At 71.6% G+C, this 21123-nt stretch carries 19 protein-coding genes and 1 pseudogene; 8 read left to right on the plus strand and 12 right to left on the minus strand.

Annotated features, from left to right (window positions below; genetic code table 11):
* Positions 1-80 precede the first annotated feature (80 nt).
* The 4 genes and pseudogenes from AC6F7H_RS08720 to AC6F7H_RS08735 all read right to left on the minus strand — a co-directional run.
* Positions 81-545 (minus strand): annotated as a pseudogene (locus AC6F7H_RS08720) (ABC transporter ATP-binding protein); the annotation flags it as partial.
* A gap of 232 nt (positions 546-777) precedes the next feature.
* Positions 778-2019 carry an RNA-guided endonuclease InsQ/TnpB family protein gene (locus AC6F7H_RS08725; protein ID WP_500756312.1) on the minus strand — a complete coding sequence of 414 codons (1242 nt, stop codon included), beginning with the start codon at positions 2017-2019 and terminating at the stop codon, positions 778-780.
* Positions 2020-2351: 332 nt separating this feature from the next.
* Complete coding sequence (locus tag AC6F7H_RS08730; RefSeq protein ID WP_500756313.1) at positions 2352-3605, minus strand: L,D-transpeptidase; 1254 nt, start codon at positions 3603-3605, stop codon at positions 2352-2354.
* A gap of 338 nt (positions 3606-3943) precedes the next feature.
* The gene (locus tag AC6F7H_RS08735) at positions 3944-4339 is read right to left on the minus strand and encodes a hypothetical protein (RefSeq protein ID WP_500756315.1); all 396 of its coding nucleotides are present in this window, start codon (positions 4337-4339) and stop codon (positions 3944-3946) included.
* A 108-nt stretch (positions 4340-4447) separates the two neighbouring features.
* Between AC6F7H_RS08735 and AC6F7H_RS08740 the strand changes: the two genes are divergently transcribed.
* Positions 4448-4801, plus strand: coding sequence for an LPXTG cell wall anchor domain-containing protein (locus AC6F7H_RS08740; protein WP_500756316.1), 354 nt, complete (start codon positions 4448-4450; stop codon positions 4799-4801).
* A gap of 57 nt (positions 4802-4858) precedes the next feature.
* Here AC6F7H_RS08740 and hutH read toward each other — a convergent pair whose 3' ends face one another.
* The 3 genes from hutH to AC6F7H_RS08755 form a co-directional block, all read right to left on the minus strand.
* A complete protein-coding gene (gene hutH / locus AC6F7H_RS08745) occupies positions 4859-6484 on the minus strand; it encodes a histidine ammonia-lyase (protein WP_500756318.1) in 1626 nt (541 codons plus the stop codon).
* Positions 6485-6542: 58 nt separating this feature from the next.
* The gene (locus AC6F7H_RS08750) at positions 6543-7694 is read right to left on the minus strand and encodes a GGDEF domain-containing protein (RefSeq protein ID WP_500756319.1); all 1152 of its coding nucleotides are present in this window, start codon (positions 7692-7694) and stop codon (positions 6543-6545) included.
* Between the two features lie 141 nt (positions 7695-7835).
* Entirely contained in the window at positions 7836-8636 is an 801-nt protein-coding gene (locus tag AC6F7H_RS08755) for an enoyl-CoA hydratase/isomerase family protein (protein WP_500756321.1), read from the minus strand.
* Positions 8637-8851: 215 nt separating this feature from the next.
* On the opposite strand from AC6F7H_RS08755, the gene AC6F7H_RS08760 reads away from it, so the two are divergent.
* Positions 8852-9610: a hypothetical protein gene (locus AC6F7H_RS08760; RefSeq protein ID WP_500756323.1), complete on the plus strand. Its 759-nt coding sequence runs from the start codon at positions 8852-8854 to the stop codon at positions 9608-9610.
* 45 nt (positions 9611-9655) lie between these two features.
* On the opposite strand, the gene AC6F7H_RS08765 is transcribed toward AC6F7H_RS08760, so the two are convergent.
* On the minus strand, positions 9656-10846 hold the full coding sequence (locus AC6F7H_RS08765) for an adenylate/guanylate cyclase domain-containing protein (RefSeq protein ID WP_500756325.1): 1191 nt from the start codon (positions 10844-10846) through the stop codon (positions 9656-9658).
* A gap of 191 nt (positions 10847-11037) precedes the next feature.
* A complete protein-coding gene (locus AC6F7H_RS08770; RefSeq protein ID WP_500756326.1) occupies positions 11038-11943 on the minus strand; it encodes a biotin--[acetyl-CoA-carboxylase] ligase in 906 nt (301 codons plus the stop codon).
* Positions 11944-12154: 211 nt separating this feature from the next.
* On the opposite strand from AC6F7H_RS08770, the gene AC6F7H_RS08775 reads away from it, so the two are divergent.
* From AC6F7H_RS08775 to AC6F7H_RS08790, 4 genes are all read left to right on the plus strand, one after another.
* Positions 12155-13744: an acyl-CoA carboxylase subunit beta gene (locus tag AC6F7H_RS08775; protein WP_500756328.1), complete on the plus strand. Its 1590-nt coding sequence runs from the start codon at positions 12155-12157 to the stop codon at positions 13742-13744.
* 13 nt (positions 13745-13757) lie between these two features.
* Positions 13758-13967 carry an acyl-CoA carboxylase epsilon subunit gene (locus AC6F7H_RS08780; protein WP_500756329.1) on the plus strand — a complete coding sequence of 70 codons (210 nt, stop codon included), beginning with the start codon at positions 13758-13760 and terminating at the stop codon, positions 13965-13967.
* A 93-nt stretch (positions 13968-14060) separates the two neighbouring features.
* A complete protein-coding gene (mmpB, locus tag AC6F7H_RS08785) occupies positions 14061-14189 on the plus strand; it encodes a morphogenic membrane protein MmpB (RefSeq protein WP_109381152.1) in 129 nt (42 codons plus the stop codon).
* Positions 14190-14220: 31 nt separating this feature from the next.
* Positions 14221-14847 (plus strand): Maf family protein, encoded by a 627-nt coding sequence (locus tag AC6F7H_RS08790; protein WP_363045440.1) that lies wholly within the window; start codon positions 14221-14223, stop codon positions 14845-14847.
* On the opposite strand, the gene AC6F7H_RS08795 is transcribed toward AC6F7H_RS08790, so the two are convergent.
* The gene (locus AC6F7H_RS08795; RefSeq protein ID WP_500756330.1) at positions 14816-15289 is read right to left on the minus strand and encodes a hypothetical protein; all 474 of its coding nucleotides are present in this window, start codon (positions 15287-15289) and stop codon (positions 14816-14818) included. The two genes, AC6F7H_RS08790 and AC6F7H_RS08795, sit on opposite strands and share 32 nt — an antisense overlap.
* A 364-nt stretch (positions 15290-15653) precedes the next feature.
* Here AC6F7H_RS08795 and AC6F7H_RS08800 point away from each other — a divergent pair, with 364 nt between their 5' ends.
* Positions 15654-17426: an acetyl/propionyl/methylcrotonyl-CoA carboxylase subunit alpha gene (locus AC6F7H_RS08800; protein WP_500756332.1), complete on the plus strand. Its 1773-nt coding sequence runs from the start codon at positions 15654-15656 to the stop codon at positions 17424-17426.
* 74 nt (positions 17427-17500) lie between these two features.
* Here the strand turns inward: AC6F7H_RS08800 and AC6F7H_RS08805 are convergent, their stop codons facing one another.
* Both AC6F7H_RS08805 and AC6F7H_RS08810 read right to left on the minus strand, forming a co-directional pair.
* Positions 17501-18460, minus strand: coding sequence for a DeoR/GlpR family DNA-binding transcription regulator (locus tag AC6F7H_RS08805; RefSeq protein WP_500756334.1), 960 nt, complete (start codon positions 18458-18460; stop codon positions 17501-17503).
* Positions 18461-18682: 222 nt separating this feature from the next.
* On the minus strand, positions 18683-20131 hold the full coding sequence (locus AC6F7H_RS08810) for an NAD(P)H-quinone dehydrogenase (protein ID WP_500756336.1): 1449 nt from the start codon (positions 20129-20131) through the stop codon (positions 18683-18685).
* Positions 20132-20229: 98 nt separating this feature from the next.
* On the opposite strand from AC6F7H_RS08810, the gene AC6F7H_RS08815 reads away from it, so the two are divergent.
* A complete protein-coding gene (locus tag AC6F7H_RS08815) occupies positions 20230-20721 on the plus strand; it encodes a gamma-glutamylcyclotransferase family protein (RefSeq protein ID WP_500756338.1) in 492 nt (163 codons plus the stop codon).
* Positions 20722-21123: the final 402 nt, after the last annotated feature.

Here is a 21123-nt window from a genome sequence, read left to right on the forward strand (position 1 = left end):
CACCCGAGGAGCGACGCGCTCCCGGCCACCGGATCCGTTCCGGCCGGGAGCGCGTCGCCGTGCGCCGTCCGCGTGCCCGGTCAGGCGGCTGGGTTCTCCTTCACCGTGATGCGGCCCTTGCGGATGGTCGCCACGCGCGGCGCCCGTTTCGCCAGGGACGAGTCGTGGGTGACCATGACGAAGGTGAGCCCCAGCTCCTTCCACATGCGGATCAGCACGTCCATGATCTCGTCGCGCGTCGACTCGTCGAGGTTTCCGGTGGGCTCGTCGGCGAGCAGCACCTTCGGCTCCTTCACCAGTGCCCGCGCGATGGCCACCCGCTGCTGCTGGCCGCCGGACATCTCGGCGGGCAGGTGCCCGAGCCGTTCGCCGAGTCCGACCGACGCCAGCGCCTCGGCGGCCTTCTCCCGCCGCTCCTCGGCCCTCACCCCGAGCGGTACGAGGGCGGTCTCGACGTTCTCCTGCGCGGTGAGGGTCGGGATCAGGTTGAAGGACTGGAAGACGAAGCCGATGTTCTCGCTGCGCACCCGGGTGAGCCGGGCCTCGGGCCTCCTGCCACGGCTAGGCCAACCGCGAGGACGATGGTGGTGAGGGCGACGTCGAGAGTCTTGGTGACCGCCCGCCGTACGGGGCCGGCCATACCACCGCTAACGGGGCCGCCCCTACCCCCGCCGAGCTGGGCCTGCAGGGTGGGGCTGACCGTGGTAACGACGTATGCGCCAGCCAGACCGATAGTGATGCCGAGAGCCGTCTTTCTGCGGCGGCGCAGTTCGCGCCTCAGGTAGGTGAAGAACTTGGCTTCCTCTCCCGCCCAGAGGCGGGGATTCCAGCGGTCGCCCGCTGGGGTTCCTGCTTCACCGACGACCGCCCCGTCCGGGAGGACTCCCGTTGAGGTCTTACACCGTCTCCACAGGCAGACGCCGCCAGCCCGGCGGCCAGAATGTTGCGTGCCGCGTTCACGTCGCGGTCATGCACGGTGCCGCAGTCGCACGTCCACTCGCGGACGTCCAGGGGCAGCTTCTCGCGGACCGTGCCGCAGGCCCCGCACAGCTTCGAGCTGGGGAACCAGCGGTCGATCACGACGAGTTCGCGCCCGTACCAGGCGCACTTGTACTCCAGCATCGTCCGCAGCTCGGTCCAGGCCGCGTCCGAGATGGCGCGCGCCAGCGTGTGGTTCTTGACCATGGTGCGGACGGTGAGGTCCTCGATCACGACCGTTTGGTTCTCACGGACGAGTCGAGTGGTCAGCTTGTGCAAAAAGTCCCGGCGCCGGTCGGCGATCCGCGCATGCACGCGGGCCACCCTCTGACGGGCCTTGGCCCGGTTCGCCGAGCCCTTCGCCTTCCGGGACAGCTCCCGCTGCGCGCGAGCCAGCCGGGCCCGGTCACGGCGCTCGTGGCGGGGGTTGGTGACCTTCTCTCCGGTGGACAGCGTCACCAGCGACGTGATTCCGGCGTCGATACCGACCGATTGATCGGTGGCGGGGGCCTGGGTGATGGTGTCCTCGCACAACAGGGACACGAACCAGCGGCCCGCGGCATCGCGGGAAACGGTCACCGTGGACGGCTTGGCATCCTCGGGAAGGGGACGGGACCATCGGATGTCCAACGGGGCAGACATCTTGGCCAGCGTCAGCCCGCCGTCACGCCACGTGAAGCCGGAGCGCGTGTACTCGGCCGACTGCCGGGACGTCTTCTTCGACTTGAAGCGCGGGTACTTGGCCCGCTTGGCGAAGAAGTTCGCGAACGCCGTCTGAAGGTGACGGAGCGCCTGCTGGAGCGGCACCGAGGACACCTCTGTCAGGAAGACGAGTTCCTTGGCCTTCTTCCACTCCGTCAGGGCGGCCGACGACTGTACGTAGGAGATCCGGCGCTGCTCGCCGTACCAGGCCCGTGTGCGGACCTCCAGCGCCTTGTTGTACACGAGGCGGACGCAGCCGAACGTGCGGGACAGTTCTGCTGCCTGCTCGCCCGTGGGGTAGAAGCGGTACTTGAAAGCCCGCTTGACCTGCTGCACCATGCCTAACATTCTTTCAGCTCTCGTGTGAGCCAAGGACTTCGACGGTGGCCGGTGGACGTCGAATCACCCCGGCGGCGACTCGGCTTTCCCTGCCCTGCTCCGCAGGATGTCCGTTTCTCCCCCTCGCAAGCGGGCGGTAACCCACCCCGACTTTCAGACCTGGGTATCTACAGAGGGGTCCCGATGAAGCCGGTAAGCCCGCGACAAGAGCTGCATGAGCTGCATGAGAAGACCGATGCCGCGTCCGCCCCCGAAAGGGCGGACGCGGCATCGGTCAAGTGGGCCGAGAGGTTGAGCTGTTGGGTTGGGGCGGCTGCGGCGAGCGGCCGGTGTCAGACCGCCGAACCCGCCTTCCACTGGGCCCAGTCCATGTTCCAGCCGTTGAGGCCGTTGTCCGGGGCGATGGTCTTGTCGCCGGTGTTCTTCACGACGACCACGTCACCGACGATGGAGTTGTCGTAGAACCAGGCGCCCGGCGTGTTCGGGTCGCCCGCGCCCTGGGTGTCGGCCAGACCGATGCAGCCGTGGCTGGTGTTGGCGCTGCCGAAGATGGACTTGGCGCCCCAGTAGTTGCCGTGGAGGAAGGTGCCGGAGTTGCTCAGGCGCATGGCGTGCGGCACGTCCTTGATGTCGTACTCGCCCTTGCCGTCGTCGTCGGTGAAGCCGACGGTCGCGCCGTCCATCCGGGTCTCCTTGAACTTCTCGGAGATGACCATCTGGCCCTCCCACGTCTTGTTCTCGGGGGACCCGGCGGAGATCGGGATCGTCCGGACGGTCTTGCCGTCCTGCATGACCTTCATCTGCTTGGTCTCGGCGTCGACGACCGAGACCTGGTTGCGGCCGATCTTGAAGTTGACCGTCTTCTGCTGGACGCCGTAGACACCCTCGGCACCCTGGACGCCGTCGAGCGCCAGCTTCAGGGTGACGGTGGAGTTCTCCTGCCAGTAGTCCTCGGGACGGCAGTCCATCCGGTTGGCGTTGAACCAGTGACAGGCGACCTCCTGACCACTGGTGCTGGAGACGGTGATGCCCTTCTGGACCTCGGCCTTGTTGGTGATCGCCTTGTCGAAGTTGATCGACACCGGCATGCCGACGCCCACGGTCGAGCCGTCGTCCGGGGTGAAGGTGCCGATGAAGCTGTTGTCCGGGGCGACCGTGGTGAACGACGCGTTCTCGTGGGCGGCGCGGCCCTCGGAGTCCTCCGCGCTGACCGACAGCTTGTAGGTGGTGGCGCGCTCCAGCTGGCCGCTGGGCTTCCAGCTCTTCTTGTCGGCAGATATCTCACCCTCGACGGCGGTGCCGTCGGTGGCCGTCATCTCCACCTCGGTGAGGGTGCCCTTGGTCACGGCCACCGCGGCGGAGTTGTTGATGGAGGCGTTGTTCGAGCCGTCCTTCGGCGTGATCTTGATCTGGGCCTCGGAGGTCTTCTTGGCCGCCGCCTCGTCGACCTGGGCCTGCGACGCGCCCTTGCCGTCACCCCCACCGGAGGCGGTGTCGTCGCCGCCGGAGCATGCCGAGAGCACCATCACTCCACCGAGCAGAGCGGACGCAGCCATCAGACCCCTGCGCCGCTTACCGTCCGTCATCACACGCTTCTCCATCATCGCCGCTTCCCCGAACCCCGCGGTCCCCCGCGCCCGAAGCCGAGAGTCCCCGTCAATCATTTCAACGCTACGACCGGTGGGCCCCGTTCCATACGGGCCGCAAATGTGGGGCTCACCACGTCCACAGCGGCCGGGCGGGGGTCGACCCGTGCCCCGACTGAGACGTCATGGCCCCGGGCCGCGGTTGCCGCCCGAGGTCACGATTTCCCCCACGCCCCCCGTCCAGTCACGTCGACTTGGCGCGGCTCACCTTTTCCGGGTCGCCCCCCTCCGGCCAACTCCCGCTATTTTCCCGGTTCATCACCATCACGCGCTTTACGTTAATTGTCCATTTTGCCTTTATTGCCTGAATTGAACTGTTTGCCGTTGTTATTGCTTTCGCCTGACATATCGTAAAGCTCATAGCCGTCACCCTCGTCGAGGTCCCACTCCGGCGAGTCCGGGTCGTAGTCGATCCACTCGCTGCTCCACGAGGCCTGCTGGAGCTCCACCCCCGGCACGTCGCCGACCAGCCTGAAGGGGTCGACGAGATACGCGAGTGCCTCGGCCGCGTCCTCGTTCACCGTGTTCCGGGCGGGCAGCCGTTCGGCGTCCGTCATGTCGCCGTCGTCCGCGGTCCTCGCCAGCGCGGCGCTGGTCACCGCCTCCTCGTCGTCGACCTGGAGGACGAGGTCGACGCGAAGCCTCACAAACCGTGACGTCTCTGGAGTGCTCATGTCCGGAGCGTACGGGTCCGGGGGCCGTGACTTTCCTGTGACCCGCGACTTTCACTAACATCACCCCACACGGCCAATTAGCCAGCGCCACAAGGGGATCGATATTCCGTGTCATCCGCTCTCCGTCCGTTGCTGACCGCCACCGCCGCGGGCACCCTGCTGTGCGCCCTGTGGTTCGTCCCGTCCGCCAACGCGACATCGGACATCCCGGCGAGAGGGACGCCCTCGGCAAGCCCGTCTCCGCAGGTCACGGAGCAGGCGAGGGTCGTGTCCAGCACCTCGTCCATATCGTCGGCGTCGTCAGTGTCTTCGGGGGGTGCGGACACCGCCGGCGGGCAGGTCAGACTCGCCGACACCGGCAGCTTCAACAGCACGCCGTACATCCTCGGCGGCACCGCCTGCCTCACCCTCGGCGCGGGCTTCGTCGTCTACTCGGTGCGCCGGGAGCGCCTGGACTTCTGACTCCCGTGACCATCCCTTGAGATGAGCCCGCCTCCGACGCCTCGCCCCGCGTGAACGTCACCGCAGCGGACCGGTGACCTCTTCCACCGCCGCCAGCAGTCGGCCGTCACGCACGAACGCTTCCGCCGCGGCGAGGTCGGGCGCGAGATGACGGTCCGGGCCGGGGCCGCCCACGCCCGCCCTCCGCGCGGCCTCGATGACGGCCCGGGTCGCGGGCGCCGGGCTCAGCCCCTCGCGCAGTTCGACGGCACGTGCGGCGGCGTACAGTTCCACGGCGATGACCCGGGTGAGATTGTCGACGGACGTCCGCAGCTTGCGCGCGGCCGACCAGCCCATGGAGACGTGGTCCTCCTGCATCGCGGAGGACGGGATCGAGTCCGCCGACGCCGGTACGGCGAGCCGCTTCAGCTCGCTCACCAGCGCGGCCTGTGTGTACTGAGCGATCATCAGACCCGAGTCGACACCGGCGTCGTCGGCGAGGAACGGCGGCAGTCCGTGGCTGCGGTTCTTGTCCAGCAGCCGGTCGGTGCGGCGCTCGGCGATGGAGCCGAGGTCGGCGACGGCGATGGCGAGGAAGTCCAGCACGTACGCCACCGGGGCGCCGTGGAAGTTGCCGTTGGACTCGACGCGTCCTCCCCCGGAGCCGAACGCTCCCGAGCCGGTGTCCGCGGGCAGCACCACCGGATTGTCGACGGCGGAGGCGAGTTCGCGCTCGGCGACCAGCCGGGCGTGGGCGATGGTGTCCCGTCCGGCGCCCGCGACCTGCGGGGCGCAGCGCACGGAGTAGGCGTCCTGGACCCGTGGGGCGTCGTCCTGGTGATGTCCCGTCATCCCCGAACCGGCGAGTACGGCCAGCATGTTGGCGGCGCTGGCGGCCTGGCCCGGGTGCGGGCGAAGGGCGTGCAGTTCGGGGGCGAGCACCTTGTCGGTGCCGAGCAGCGCCTCCAGGCTCAGGGCGGCCGTGACGTCGGCGGACCGGTACAGGACGTCGAGGTCGGCGAGGGCCATGACGAGCATGCCGAGCATGCCGTCGGTGCCGTTGAGGAGGGCGAGTCCTTCCTTCTCGCGCAGTTCGACGGGCCGGATCCCGTGCGCGGCGAGCAGTTCGCCGGCGGGGCGCAGGGTCCCGTCGGGCCCCTCGGCCTCCCCCTCGCCCATCAGCGCGAGGGCACAGTGGGACAGCGGGGCCAGGTCGCCGGAGCAGCCGAGGGAGCCGTACTCGTGCACGACCGGGGTGATCCCGGCGTTCAGCACGTCGGCCATGGTCTGCGCTACCTCGGGGCGTACGCCGGTGTGCCCGGAGCAGAGGGTCTTCAGGCGCAGGAACATCAGGGCGCGTACGACGTCCCGCTCGACGCGGGGGCCCATGCCGGCGGCGTGCGAGCGGACGATGTTGCGCTGCAGCCGGCCGCGCAGCTCCGGGCCGATGTGCCGGGTCGCCAGGGCACCGAAGCCGGTGCTCACCCCGTACACGGGGTCCGGCTTGGCGGCCAGGGCGTCCACAATCTCGCGGGAGGCGGCGAGGGCGGCCAGCGCCTCGCCGGAGAGCTCGACGCGGGCACCGCCGCGCGCCACGGCGAGCACGTCGGACGCGGTCACTCCGGACGCCCGCCCGTCTCCCAGCACCACCCTTTCAAGGCCGCGCCGCGCGCCTTCCCCGTTCACCACAGTGTGCATATCCATATTCAGGAGAGTACGCAGTGAATTCGATGATGTCATCACTGGAACCCGCGTTCACCCCTTACCTGCCCTGGGGCCGGCCCCGGAAGCGGCGCCGCTCTCCGTCCGCGTTCCGCGCGGGTTCGTCCGCCAGCCGCACGACCGGGTCGCCCGGCCCCGCACGCCCGGCGACGACGGGACGGGTGGCCCGCTCGGCCTTGGCGCGGTACTGCGCCGCGTCGGCCAGCCGGAAGAGCCGCCGGGCGGAGGACACCGGCCCGATGGGGTCGCCGGTGGAGGCCACACCGCAGGCCACACCGTCCCCGATCCCCAACTCCACGGCACGGCGGCACACTTCGTCGGCCGCCTTGACGACCTCGTCGGCGGGCGGCCCCACCGCCAGCAGACAGAACTCGTCCCCGCCGAGCCGCGCCGCCAGGGCCCCCGGCAGCACGGCCCCGCACAGGGACAGCACGGTCCCGAACCGCTCCAGCAGCCGGTCGCCGACGGCGTGCCCCTGCGTGTCGTTGACCCGCTTGAGCCCGTTGACATCGCACACGACGAGGCTGACGACCGCCCCGTCCCCGCGATGCCGCTCGATCGCCTCGTCGAGGCGCGCATCCACCGCCCGGCGGTTGGCGAGCCCGGTGAGCGCGTCCGTGTACGCCAGCCGCTGCGCCTCCTCCAGCCGCTCGGTCTGCGCGAGCCCGGCGGCGACGACGGCGGCCAGCACCGTCACGAAGTCGGCGTCACCGCGCCCGAAGACGGGCGCCCCCACCGGCCGGGCCACATACAGCTCCCCCCACGCCCGCCCGTGCAGCACGATCGGGGCGACCACGCAGCAGCCGCGCCCGCGCCGCCGCAGGGCCGCGACCCGCTGATGGCAGTGGCCGGGGCTTCCCTCCGCCGGCCCCTCGGTGGTCTCCATCCAGGCGTCGGGCTCGCCGCCACCGGCCCACCGCTCGTGCAGGAACTCGGTGATCTCGGCGAACTGGTGCACGGGATACGCCTCGCCCTCCGGGAACTCCTCCTCGTCCTCGGCCAGCTCGCCGACGTTCACCAGGACCCGCAGCCGCCCCAGCTCCCGCTCCCACACGGACAGCGCGGCGAAACTCCCGCCGAGCGCCCGGCAGGCTCCGAGGGCAGCGGCCCGCCAGACCCCCTGCGAGCCCTGCGCGGCGGCCATGCCCTGCGCCAGTGCCACCACGGCCGCCAGCCGGCTGTCCTCACCCATCCCTCCAGGCTAGGGACGTTCCGTACGAATCGGGAGATTTAAGGAGCGAATGGGAATCCGTCGAGGCAAGTCGCCGCAGGTGGGCGGGGCTCCGCCCACCACTGCCCGCCCGCTGTCGGCCCGTCGTCACTCTGCCGCCCGTCACCGCCCCGGCCAGTTCGGCCTGCGCTTCTCGTTGAAGGCGGCGACGCCCTCCGCGCGGTCGCCCGAGAACGCCACCGACCGCCAGGCGGCGTCCTCCACCTCGAGCCCCGCGGGCAGATCCAGCCCCTGCCCGAGACGCAGTGCCCGCTTGGCGGCCCGCAGGCCCACCGGCGAGTTCGCGGCGATCCGGGCGGCCATGGCCAGCGCCTCCTCCCGGTCCCGCCCCGCCTCCACCAGCTCGTCGACGAGGCCCAGTTCACGGGCTTCGGCGGCCTCCACCCGACGCGCCGTGAAGATCAGCTCGGCGGCCCGGGCCGCCCCCACCCGCCTGGGCAGCAACTGCGTACCACCGCCGCCCGGAATCACCCCGACGGACACCTCGGGCAGCCCCAGCACGGCCGTGCGGTCGGCCACGATCACATCGCAGGACAGGGCCAGCTCGAAACCGCCCCCCAGCGCGAACCCGTGCACCGCCGCCACGGTCGGCACCGGCAGCTCCAGCACACCGGTGTAGGCCCCGCGCGCCACCGGCCGCTGACGGACCAGGTCGGCGTCACTGAAGGAATTGCGCTCCTTCAGGTCGGCCCCGACGCAGAAGGCCCGCTCGTGCGACGAGGTCAGCACCACCACCCGCACCTCCGGGTCCCTCCCCAGCTCCGCGCAGGCTCCGGCGACGGACCGGGCCATCTCGGTCGAGACCGCGTTCATGGCCTTGGGCCGGTCGAGGACGAGCTCCGCGACATGCCCCTGCTCATGCCGCCGCACCAGCACGAACTCCCCGAACCGTTCCTCACTCATGACACCCTCCGGTTAACGCGGGTTAACATCCGTCGTTCCCGATCATCGCAGCCGGAACCCACCCGGCAAAAGGGCGTACGTCCAGTTCCCTCATCACCCCCCGTCCACCCGTTCGAGTGATATCCCGCCCACTTCGGCCCGGCCCCGGGCCGGAACGCATAACGTGCGCTGCACCGCGGCGCGTTGGGGGCGCGTACGCAGGGGGAGGAATCGCCATGACGACGAACACGCCGACCAGGCCACAGCCCACCGCACCGGACGCGGTCGACCGGGCACCGGCGCACACCGGATTCGCCCTCTTCAGCGCGCGTATCCGGGGCCGCCACCGCAAACCGCGCCCCCGGAAGCTGCTGCTGGCCGTCGGCGGTCTGGCCCTGGCGGTCGGCGCCCTGAGCCTCGTCCGCATGGCGTCCGACCCCGGCCCCGGGGACGTCGGAGCCGAGGCCGGCCCCCGTCCGGTCCCGGACACCGCGAGTTCGGCGAGCCCCGGCCCTGACGGCGCCGACGGCGCCGACGGTTCTGACGGCACCGACGGTTCTGACGGCACCGTCGGCACCACCACCGAGAGTCCGGCGTCCCCCGCCCCGAAGGCGGGTCCCTCCTCGCCCACCGTCCTGGGCGGCCAGAGCGGCGCGCCGCTCACACCGTCCGCTCCGGGCAAGGCCACCGCGCCGACCGCCACGGCCCCGGCCCTCACCGCTCCGACCCCGGCCGCCCCGAACGCACCGAGCACTCCGAAGGCACCGAACACCCCCGGCGCGCCGCCCCCCGTCGGCGCCGCACCGGACGGGCCCCCACCGGGCCCTCCGGGCCGCACGCCGTCTGAGCCGAAGCCAAAGCCGAAGCCGCCACCGGACCGGCAGACACCACCGCCCCCGCCGTCGGACCGGCCGGGCGAAACGGACGACGGCCCCCTCCTCTGCGTACCGATCATCGGCCTGTGCGTCGACGGCGACCTGGCTCTCAGCGGCTGAGCAGACCGAACGGACAGAACCGGCCGGGGCGGCCGAGAGGAAGTGTCAGTGATCGTCCCGGCGGGTGAGCAGCCAGGGTTCCACCACGCCCAGACCACGCACCGGCCGCTGGTACATCGGCTGCAGCGCGAAGCGGTACGTCGGCGGCTCCTCGCCCTCCTTCTCCGCCGACGCCGCCGCCTCGGCAGCGGCCGCCTCGGAGGCGGGGGCGTCTCCGGTGCGGATCAGCTCCTCGGCGAACGCGGTGTCGACGAGTACGCCGTCCCGAGGAGCTATCGAGGTGAGCCGGGAGGCCAGATTCACCGTCGTACCGAAGACATCGCCCATCCGGGTGGTGACGGTGCCGAAAGCCATGCCGACCCGCAGCTCCGGCATCGTCTCGTCGTTCGCCATGGTCTCGATCAGCCGCATGGCGATCTCCGCGGCCGTCCCCGCGTCGTCGGCGACGTAGAGCACCTCGTCGCCGAGGGTCTTGATGAGCCGCCCGCCGCGCGCGGCCACCAGGTCGGCGGCGGTCGTCTCGAAGGCCTCGACGAGCTCGCCGAGTTCCTCCTCCTCCATCCGCCGGGTGAGCCGGGTGAACCCGACGAGGTCCGCGAACCCGACGGCGAGCCGCCGGTCCACCATCTCCTCGTCGTCGGCCGCCTGGAGCACCCGCCCGGCCGAGGCGGCGAGCTGCCGCCGCCAGACGTAGACGAGGAACTCCTCCAGCTCGGGCAGGAGCAGCTCGATGATGGGGTACGTGACCTCGGTGCGCGTCATGCCCAGCTCGGGCGGCTCGGTCAGGCCCTCCAGGAAGGAGTCGATCTGCCACTCGGCCAGGCGCGCGGTGGTCTGTCCCGTGGACCGCGCCACCTGCACGGCCATCGCCTCGCTCAGCAGGCCCGCCTCCACCAGACCGGCCAGCCGGCGCAGCGCCAGTACGTCCGCCTCCGTGAGCACCCTGGCCTGTCCGACGTCGGCGAACCCCATGGCCCGCCAGAACCGCGTGGCCAGCTCCACCGTGACGCTGGCACTGCGCGCCGCCTGGAAGGGGGTGTAACGGCGTTCGGCGCCCAGGATGAGCTGTTCGAGACGCAGAGCGAGCGGGTCCTCGCCGTTGTCGGCGGAACGGGAGTCGTCCCCCCTCCGGCTCCTCCGCTCAGGGGAGTCCGCCCGATCGGGAGGATTCGAGGCTGGGGGAGGCTCCGCGCGGCCCTGCGCTTCCGTACCGGAACCCGAGTCGTCGACGGTCACGCGTTGCTGCCCTTCCGATCTGCCACGGCCATGGATCGACCGGCCTCAACTCTACGGCAGGTGTGCGCCAGCTCACTCCGCCCGGTCGGCCCGGCAGGTGGCACGACCGGCGCGTCCGGGATCGGGGTACCCGCCGTGGGCACCCGCATCCACACCCGCGTGCGCCCACCGCGCCCCCGCCCCGGGCCCCGTCACCCGCCCTCGACGGGGCGCACGTGCACGATGTCCCCCGCCCCCACCGGTTCCTGCACCCCGGCCTCCGTCGCCAGCACCAGCCGCCCGTCCCCGTCGACCGCGACCGCCTCGCCCACCAGGACCCTGTCCCCCGGCAGCTCGGCCCGCACCGTCCGCCCGAGCGTCGCGCATCCCGCGGCGTACGTCTCCTGCAGGCCGCTCACCGCCGGATCGCCGCCCGCGGCCCGCCAGCGCCCGTACCAGTCCTCCAGCGACCGCAGCACCCCGCGCAGCAGCGGGTCCCGGTCGGTGTTCACCGCGCCCGCCAGCGCCAGCGACCCGGCGGTGGGCACCGGCAGCTCGTCGGCGCGCAGGCTGACGTTGATGCCGACGCCGATCACCACCCCGTCACCGGCCCGCTCCGCGAGGATGCCCGCGGCCTTGCGCTCCTCGCCGCCGACGGTGACGAGCAGGTCGTTGGGCCACTTCAGGGCGGTGTCGACGCCCGCCGTCCGGGAGAGTCCGGTCGCCACCGCGACGCCGGTGAGCAGCGGCAGCCAGCCCCAGCGGGCCACGGGCACCTCGGTGGGCCGGAGCAGTACGGAGAAGGAGAGTCCGGAGCGGGCCGGAGCCGTCCAGTGCCGGTCCAGGCGGCCCCGCGCGGCGGTCTGCTCCTCGGCGACGAGTACGGTCCCCTCCTCCGCCTTCCCCTCGGCGGCACGAGCCACCAGGTCGGAGTTGGTGGAGCCGGTGCTCTGCACCACGTCGACCTGCCGCCACAGCCCACCGGCGCGCACCAGCCCTCTGCGCAGACCGGCGGCGTTCAGCGGGGGGCGGTCGAGGTCGGACCAGCGCTGCGACCGCTCCGGCCGCGGCGGCCGCTGCCCGCCGGGCGTACCTTCGTCATCAGGTGACTGAGTCATGCGGGCAACCCTAGGTTCGGCAGTCTCCCTCCCGCAGCGCGGGCGGCCCCGTCGTCCGCCGGCATGCGACCGCTGTCGCGGAATCGCGTTCTGCGGTCCGTGAAGAGGCACGGGGTGTGGGATAGACCGCACTGCCGACCCCAAGGGCCCGCATTACTCTACGGATGAGTAACCGTCCCCCCCTTACGAGCAGGCAGGGAGCCGCATCCCGATGTCCGAGCCGGAAGAGCAGCAGCCTGACATTCGTACGACCGCGGGGAAGCTCGCGGACCTGCAGCGGCGCATCGACCAGGCGACGCACGCCGGCTCGCAGCGCGCCGTGGAGAAACAGCACGCCAAGGGCAAGCTGACCGCCCGGGAACGGATCGCCCTGCTGCTGGACGAGGACTCCTTCGTCGAGCTGGACGAGTTCGCCCGGCACCGCTCCACCAGCTTCGGCCTGGAGGAGAACCGCCCCTACGGCGACGGCGTGGTCACCGGCTACGGCACCGTCGACGGCCGCCCCGTCGCGGTCTTCTCCCAGGACTTCACCGTCTTCGGCGGCGCGCTGGGCGAGGTCTACGGGCAGAAGATCGTCAAGGTGATGGACTTCGCGCTGAAGACCGGCTGCCCCGTCATCGGCATCAACGACTCCGGCGGCGCCCGCATCCAGGAGGGGGTGGCCTCGCTGGGCGCCTACGGCGAGATCTTCCGCCGCAACACCCACGCCTCCGGGGTGATCCCGCAGATCTCCCTGGTGCTGGGCCCGTGCGCGGGCGGCGCGGTCTACTCCCCGGCGATCACCGACTTCACCGTGATGGTCGATGGGACCTCGCACATGTTCATCACCGGCCCGGACGTGATCAAGACGGTCACCGGCGAGGACGTCGGCTTCGAGGAACTGGGCGGGGCGCGCACCCACAACACCGCCTCCGGGGTGGCCCACCACCTGGCCGGCGACGAGAAGGACGCCATCGACTACGTCAAACAGCTGCTGTCCTACCTGCCGTCCAACAACCTCGCCGAGCCGCCGGCCTTCCCCGAGGAGGCCGACCTGACGGTCAGCGACGCCGACCGGGCGCTGGACGTGCTCATCCCGGACAGCGCGAACCAGCCCTACGACATGCACACGGTGCTCGAGCACGTGCTGGACGACGGCGAGTTCTTGGAGACGCAGCCGCTGTTCGCGCCGAACATCCTCACCGGCTACGGCCGCGTCGAGGGCCGGCCGGTGGGCATCGTGGCCAACCAGCCGCTGCAGCTCGCCGGCTGCCTGGACATCGCCGCGTCCGAGAAGGCGGCCCGGTTCGTGCGCACCTGCGACGCCTTCAACGTGCCGGTGCTCACCTTCGTGGACGTGCCCGGCTTCCTGCCCGGGGTGGGCCAGGAACACGAGGGCATCATCCGCCGCGGCGCCAAGCTGATCTTCGCCTATGCGGAGGCCACGGTGCCGCTGATCACGGTGATCACCCGCAAGGCGTTCGGCGGCGCCTACGACGTGATGGGCTCCAAGCACCTGGGCGCCGATGTGAACCTGGCCTGGCCGACCGCGCAGATCGCGGTGATGGGCGCGCAGGGCGCGGTCAACATCGTGCACCGGCGCACCATCGCCGAGGCCGAGGACGCCGAGGCCACCCGGGCCCGGCTGCTGGCGGAGTACGAGGACGCGCTGCTCAACCCGTACGCGGCGGCCGAGCGCGGCTACCTGGACGCGGTGATCATGCCGTCCGAGACCCGCCGGCACATCGTGCGCGGGCTGCGCCAGCTGCGCAGCAAGCGCGAGTCGCTGCCGCCGAAGAAGCACGGCAACATCCCCCTCTAGCCCAGGAGCCGCTGTGATCAAGGTCGTACGGGGCAACCCCACCCCGGAGGAGCTCGCCGCCGCACTGGCGGTGGTCCGCGTCCGCGCCGCGGCGGCGTCCGCCACGCCGTCCGGCGCGGACGCCCCCCGCGACTCCTGGTCCGACCCGTCCCGCATCGCCGCCCGCCACCTGCCCCAGCCGGGGCCGGCGGCCTGGTCACGGACGTACTGGCCGGGCGGGTAGGGCTGTCCGACGCGCCGGCCTACGGTGACGCCCGGGGAAGTTGAGTACGCGTACTCAGGCGCCCCCGGGGGTCGTCGCCGGAGCATGGAAGGCATGCTGTGGTCCGACCCCGAGAACGAGCCGCCCAAGGAACTGCGGGACACGCAGGACATGTTGCGGCGGCTGAGCGTTCTCGTGGCGCTGGCCATGGTGCTCGCGATGCTCGTGATCGGGGTGAGGTGAGGCATCCGGTCCACGCCGATACGCTGACCGCATGACAGATCAGCCCCGCCGCCGGCTCGTACTCGCCTCCCAGTCCCCCGCCCGGCTCGGGCTGCTCCGCCAGGCCGGACTCGACCCCGAGGTGGTCGTCAGCGGTGTCGACGAGGACGCCGTCACCGCACCCACCCCGGCCGAACTGGCACTCGCCCTCGCCGAGGCGAAGGCCTCCGTCGTCGCCGCGAAGCCCGAGATCAAGGGCGCACTGGTGATCGGCTGCGACTCGGTGCTCGAACTGGACGGCCGGGCCCTCGGCAAGCCCAGGGACGCCGAGGAGGCCACCGCTCGCTGGAAGGCGATGCGGGGCCGTGCGGGCATCCTCCAGACCGGCCACTGCGTCTACGACACCCTCGCCGAGGGCAGGCGGTACGCCTCCGCCACCGCGTCCACCGTGGTCCGTTTCGGCGAACCCACGGACGAGGAGATCGCCGCCTACGTCGCGTCCGGCGAACCGCTCCGGGTCGCGGGGGCGTTCACCCTGGACGGCCGCTCGGCCCCGTTCATCGACGGCATCGACGGCGACCACGGGAACGTCATCGGCATCAGCCTGCCGCTGGTGCGGCGCCTGCTGGCCGAGCTCGGCGTCGGCATCACGGAGCTGTGGGCGCCGCCGGAGGCGTGAGCGGGGGCCCGCTGGGCGCGGGGTCGGCGGACTCGGGAGCGACGGGCTCCTCCGGGCGGTCGTGCGTCATCAGCAGCAGGACGATGAGGCCCAGCACCACCGCCATGTACAGGAAGGCGTGCGGGCCGACCAGGCCCCACCCGAAAGCGCCGAGCAGCGCGTGCACCACGGCGGCGCTGATCAGCAGCACCCTGCCCGGTCCAGCGGGTGCGCGGTCACGCAGGGCGGCCAGCAGCGCGACGAGGCCGCACAGCGCGAAGTAGAGCCCGAAGACGATGCCGCCGGCCTTCGAGGACACCGACATCATGTGCGGGTCGAGGCCGGCCAGTGACATGTGCTGCCGGTCGACGACGACCCCGAGGAACCAGTTCACCGCCCCGATGCCGAGCGCCTCGACGAAGAGCACGAAGGCCACGATCCACGCCACCGGTCTGCGGACCACCGGCCCCCACCCACTTTCGAGCACGACTGTGGTTACCCCGAGTATGTTCGAGACAACGCGAACGTTACTGACAAGTAAAGCCGGGGACAAGGGTCCCGCGAAGGGCAGAGAACCATTGGGCCATTCGTAGGGACTCGACAAAAAAACGTAGTGGGCCGCAGCACGCTCTCACAGAGACCTTGACCACATGAGAGGGCTAGGGTTTCCCGAAGGAGTCTTGCGTACCAAGGTGCGACATGGGATTTCGCGGGTCGAGCGAGCCTCGGATCACGCTCCGTGTGGGCAAGCTCACCAATGGGGACGGGTCGTAGTGCCGTGTCGGCAGTCCCTAAACTCGGCTTGTTTCAAGGAGGGAGCCTCAATCGTGCGCAAGGTGCTCATCGCCAACCGTGGCGAAATCGCTGTCCGCGTGGCCCGGGCCTGCCGGGATGCCGGCATCGCGAGCGTCGCCGTCTACGCCGACCCGGACCGGGACGCCCTGCACGTCCGCGCCGCGGACGAGGCATTCGCCCTGGGCGGTGACACCCCGGCCACCAGCTACCTGGACATCGACAAGGTCCTCAAGGCCGCCGCCGAGTCCGGCGCGGACGCCATCCACCCCGGCTACGGCTTCCTCTCGGAGAACGCCGACTTCGCCCAGGCGGTCCTGGACGCCGGCCTGATCTGGATCGGCCCGCCCCCGCAGGCCATCCGCGACCTGGGCGACAAGGTCGCCGCCCGGCACATCGCCCAGCGCGCCGGCGCCCCCCTGGTCGCCGGCACCCCCGACCCCGTCTCCGGCGCCGAGGAGGTCCTCGCCTTCGCCGAGCAGCACGGCCTGCCGATCGCCATCAAGGCCGCCTTCGGCGGCGGCGGCCGCGGCCTGAAGGTCGCCCGCACCCTGGACGAGGTGCCCGAGCTGTACGAGTCCGCGGTGCGCGAGGCGACGGCCGCCTTCGGCCGCGGCGAATGCTTCGTCGAGCGCTACCTGGACCGGCCGCGGCACGTGGAGACCCAGTGCCTGGCCGATGCGCACGGCAACGTGGTGGTCGTCTCCACCCGGGACTGCTCGCTGCAGCGCCGCCACCAGAAACTGGTCGAGGAGGCCCCCGCCCCCTTCCTGACCGCCGAGCAGACCGCCGAGCTGTACGCCGCCTCCAAGGCCATCCTCAAGGAGGCCGGCTACGTCGGCGCCGGCACCGTGGAGTTCCTGGTCGCCGCCGACGGCACCATCTCCTTCCTGGAGGTCAACACCCGCCTGCAGGTCGAGCACCCGGTCACCGAGGAGGTCGCCGGCCTGGACCTGGTGCGCGAGATGTTCCGCATCGCCGACGGCGAGGTGCTGGGCTACGACGACCCGCCGCTGCGCGGCCACTCCCTCGAGTTCCGCATCAACGGCGAGGACCCCGGCCGCAACTTCCTGCCCGCCCCCGGCACCGTCACCGCGTTCACCGCGCCGTCCGGCCCCGGGGTGCGGCTGGACGCCGGCGTGGAGGCCGGCAGCGTGATCGGCCCGGCCTGGGACTCGCTGCTGGCCAAGCTGATCGTCACCGGCCGCACCCGCGCCGAGGCGCTGCAGCGCGCCGCCCGGGCGCTGGACGAGTTCACCGTGGAGGGCATGGCCACCGCCCTCCCGTTCCACCGCGCGGTCGTGCAGGACCCGGCCTTCGCCCCCGAGCTGACCGGCTCCGCCGAGCCCTTCACGGTCCACACCCGGTGGATCGAGACCGAGTTCGTCAACGAGATCAAGCCCTTCACGGCCGGCACGGACGCCGAGGCGGACGAGGAGGCCGACCGGGAGACGGTGGTCGTCGAGGTCGGCGGCAAGCGCCTGGAGGTGTCGCTGCCCGCCTCGCTGGGCATGTCGCTGGCCCGCACCGGGCTGGCGGCCGGGGCCCGGCCCAAGCGCCGGGCGGCGAAGAAGTCCGGTCCGGTGGCCTCGGGCGACACCCTGGCCTCGCCGATGCAGGGCACCATCGTCAAGATCGCGGTGGAGGAGGGCCAGCAGGTCGAGGAGGGCGACCTCGTCGTCGTGCTGGAGGCCATGAAGATGGAACAGCCGCTGAACGCGCACCGCTCGGGCACCGTCAAGGGACTCAGTGCCGAGGTCGGCGCGTCCGTCACCTCCGGCGCGGTCATCTGCGAGATCAAGGACTGACGGCCCGACCGACCCGCACGACACCCCCGGGCGCCCGGCGGAGCCTCGAAGGCCCCGCCGGGCGCCCGGCGTCATCACCGCCTGCGCAGGTCCGCGACGCGTGCCCGCTCCGCGCTCTGGGCCTGTTCGGCCGCTCCCAGGGCCACGGCCGAACGCAGCCCCGGACCCTGTCGACGCGGCCCCGGCAGCGGCATGTCCCGGCGCTGCTGACGTGCCGGGGCCACGTCACCCCCCGAGCCCGCGGCACCTCCCGACGCCCCGGCCACGGCGATCTGCACACCCTGGTCGGCGAGTGCCTGCAACTCGGTGCCGGCGCGGTCGTCGTGCGCGGGCGGCTCGTCCGTCACCAGACGGGTGATGACGTCCGTGGGCACGGTCTGGAACATGGTGTCCATGCCGAGCTTGCCGTGGTCGGCCAGGACCACCACCTCCGCGGCCGCCTGCACCAGCGCCCGGTCGACTGAGGCCGACAGCATGTTGGACGTGGACAGCCCCCGCTCGGCGGTCAGCCCGCTCCCGGAGAGGAACGCCCTGGACACCCGCAGCCCCTGGAGGGACTGCTCGGCTCCGCTGCCGACCAGGGCGTAGTTCGAACCGCGGAGCGTACCGCCGGTCATCACGACCTCCACCCGGTTGGCGTGCGCCAACGCCTGGGCCACGAGCAGGGAGTTGGTGACGACGGTCAGACCGGGCACCCGGGCCAGCCGGCGGGCCAGCTCCTGCGTGGTGGTGCCCGCACCGACCACGATGGCCTCACCCTCCTCCACGAAGCCGGCGGCGAGGTCGGCGATGGCGGTCTTCTCGGCGGTCGCGAGATGTGACTTCTGCGGGAAGCCGGACTCCCGCGTGAACCCGCCCGGCAGTACCGCACCGCCGTGCCGGCGGTCGAGGAGTCCTTCTGCCTCCAGCGCGCGCACGTCCCGCCGTACGGTCACTTCGGAGGTCTGGACGACGCGGGCGAGCTCACGGAGCGACACGGCCCCGTTCGCTCGCACCATTTCGAGGATCAATTGGCGACGTTCTGCAGCGAACACGAAACTGACAGTAACGCCAGCGACCGTCTGCTTTCAGCACTTTGCGCTGAATAGCAGAAGTTGTTCATACAACCGACCGCCGAGTGGTATAAGCCCTAGTCGCCTCGCATATGCCGAACACCCATCCGGCAACTCTCCGTGAACGGCGGGGAGTTGGTTTCAGCCGCCAGGCTGCCGGCCCGTCAGGCCATCAGGCTGCCGGGCCGTCGAGCTGCCGGGCCGTCAGGCCTCTCCCGCCGCCTTGCGCGTGTGCAGCTGCCGTGCCACCTCGGCGATCGACCCCGACAGCGAGGGGTACACGGTGAAGGCGTTCGCGATCTGCTCGACCGTCAGGTTGTTGTCGACCGCGAGCGAGATGGGGTGGATGAGCTCCGAGGCGCGGGGCGCCACGACGACGCCGCCCACCACGATCTCGGTGCCCGGCCGGCAGAAGATCTTGACGAAGCCGTCGCGGATGCCCTGCATCTTCGCGCGGGGGTTGCGCAGCAGCGGCAGCTTCACGACCCGCGCGTCGATCTTCCCGGAGTCGACCTCGGCCTGGCTGTAGCCGACGGTGGCGATCTCGGGGTCGGTGAAGACGTTCGCCGAGACGGTCTTCAGGTTCAGCGGAGCCACCGCGTCGCCCAGGAAGTGGTACATGGCGATCCGCCCCTGCATCGCCGCCACCGACGCCAGCGCGAAGACGCCGGTGACGTCGCCGGCCGCGTACACGCCCGGAGCGGTCGTCCGGGAGACCCTGTCGGTCCAGATGTGCCCCGAATCACGCAGCCTGACCCCGGCCTCCTCGAGCCCCATGCCCTCGGAGTTCGGGATGGCGCCGACGGCCATCAGGCAGTGCGACCCGGTGATGACCCGCCCGTCGGCGAGGGTCACCTCCACCCGGTCCCCGACCCGCTTGGCGGACTGCGCGCGCGAACGCGCCATGACGTTCATGCCGCGCCGGCGGAAGACGTCCTCCAGCACCGCGGCGGCGTCCGGGTCCTCGCCCGGCAGCACCCGGTCGCGCGACGACACGAGCGTCACCTTCGACCCCAGCGCCTGGTAGGCACCGGCGAACTCGGCACCGGTCACACCGGAACCGACCACGATGAGCTCCTCGGGGAGCTCGTTCAGGTCGTACACCTGTGTCCAGTTGAGGATGCGCTCGCCGTCGGGCCGCGCGTCGGGCAGCTCGCGGGGGTGGCCGCCGGTGGCGATGAGCACCGCGTCGGCGGTCAGCGTCTCCTCGGACCCGTCGGCGGCCCGGACCACGACCTTGCGCGACCCGTCCAGGGCCTGCATGCCCTCGAGCCGCCCCCGCCCGCGCAGCACCCGCGCGCCGGCCCGCGTCACGGACGCGGCGATGTCGTGCGACTGGGCCAGGGCCAGCCGCTTCACCCGGCGGTTCACCTTCCCCAGATCCACGCCCACGACCCGGGCGGCCTGCTCCACGTGCGGGGTGTCGTCGGCCACGATGATGCCGAGTTCCTCGTAGGAGGAGTCGAAGGTGGTCATCACCTCGGCCGTGGCGATCAGGGTCTTCGAGGGCACGCAGTCGGTGAGCACCGACGCCCCGCCCAGACCGTCGGAGTCGACGACGGTCGCCTCCGCGCCGAGCTGCGCGGCGACCAGCGCCGCTTCGTATCCGCCGGGTCCGCCACCGATGATCACGATCCGAGTCACATGCTCCATTGTCCCGCACACTTCACCGTGCGACCGTCCGGGGGCCACCCCCGTGGCCCCCCTGTTACCGGAGTGGCCCGCGGTGCGGCTGCCGTACGCTCTTCCATATGTCGCTCTACGCCGCGTACGCCGGCAACCTCGACGCGCGGCTGATGTCCCGCCGCGCTCCGCATTCGCCGCTGCGCGCCACCGGCTGGCTGAACGGGTGGCGGCTGACCTTCGGGGGCGAGAACCTGGGCGTGCACTGGCCGAGCGGGCCCACCGACCCGTCCGAGCCCACCGACCCGGTCGCGGGAGGCGGCGCGCTCGCGACGATCGTCGAGGACCACTTCGCCCAGGTCTTCGTCGCGCTGTACGACATCGCCCCCATGGACGAGGAGTCCCTGGACCACTGGGAGGGCACGGGTCTGGACATCTACCGGCGCGTCCGCGTCCGCGTCCACACCCTGGACGGCGAGGAACCCGCCTGGACCTACGTCCTGAACACCTACGAGGGCGGCCTCCCCTCGGCCCGCTACCTCGGCGAGGTCGCCGACGCGGCGGAATCCGCGGGCGCCCCCCACGACTACGTGATGGAACTGCGCAAACGCCCCTGCTGAACCCGCACCCGAGCCGGGACGTCGAGACCCGCCCGCCCTGGGGCCCGTCCGGCGGATCACGCCGCAGACACGGGATCCGGCACGCCCTCCCCCGAGCTCTTCGAGCAGGGAAACCTCCAGCGGCGTTGTCGTCGGTTGCCGACTCCCCCGAGCTCTCGACGAGCTCGAGCAGGGGCCCCATCGCGTCGACGCCCTTCTCCGCCTTGCGGCTGCACGCTCCCCCGCGCTCGGCTGCTCCCCCGCGCTCGACTTCTCCCCCACTCTCGACTTCTACCCCACTCTCGACTTCGCTCGAGCGGGAGGGACCCCCATGAGCGGGAGGGGCCCCATGAGCGGGGGCACCCCCATCGCCCCCGCTCACCCGCGCCGACAAGGCGCCGCCGATCTCCTGCGACCTGATCC

The sequence above is a fragment of the Streptomyces sp. MMS24-W38 genome (assembly GCF_059889265.1).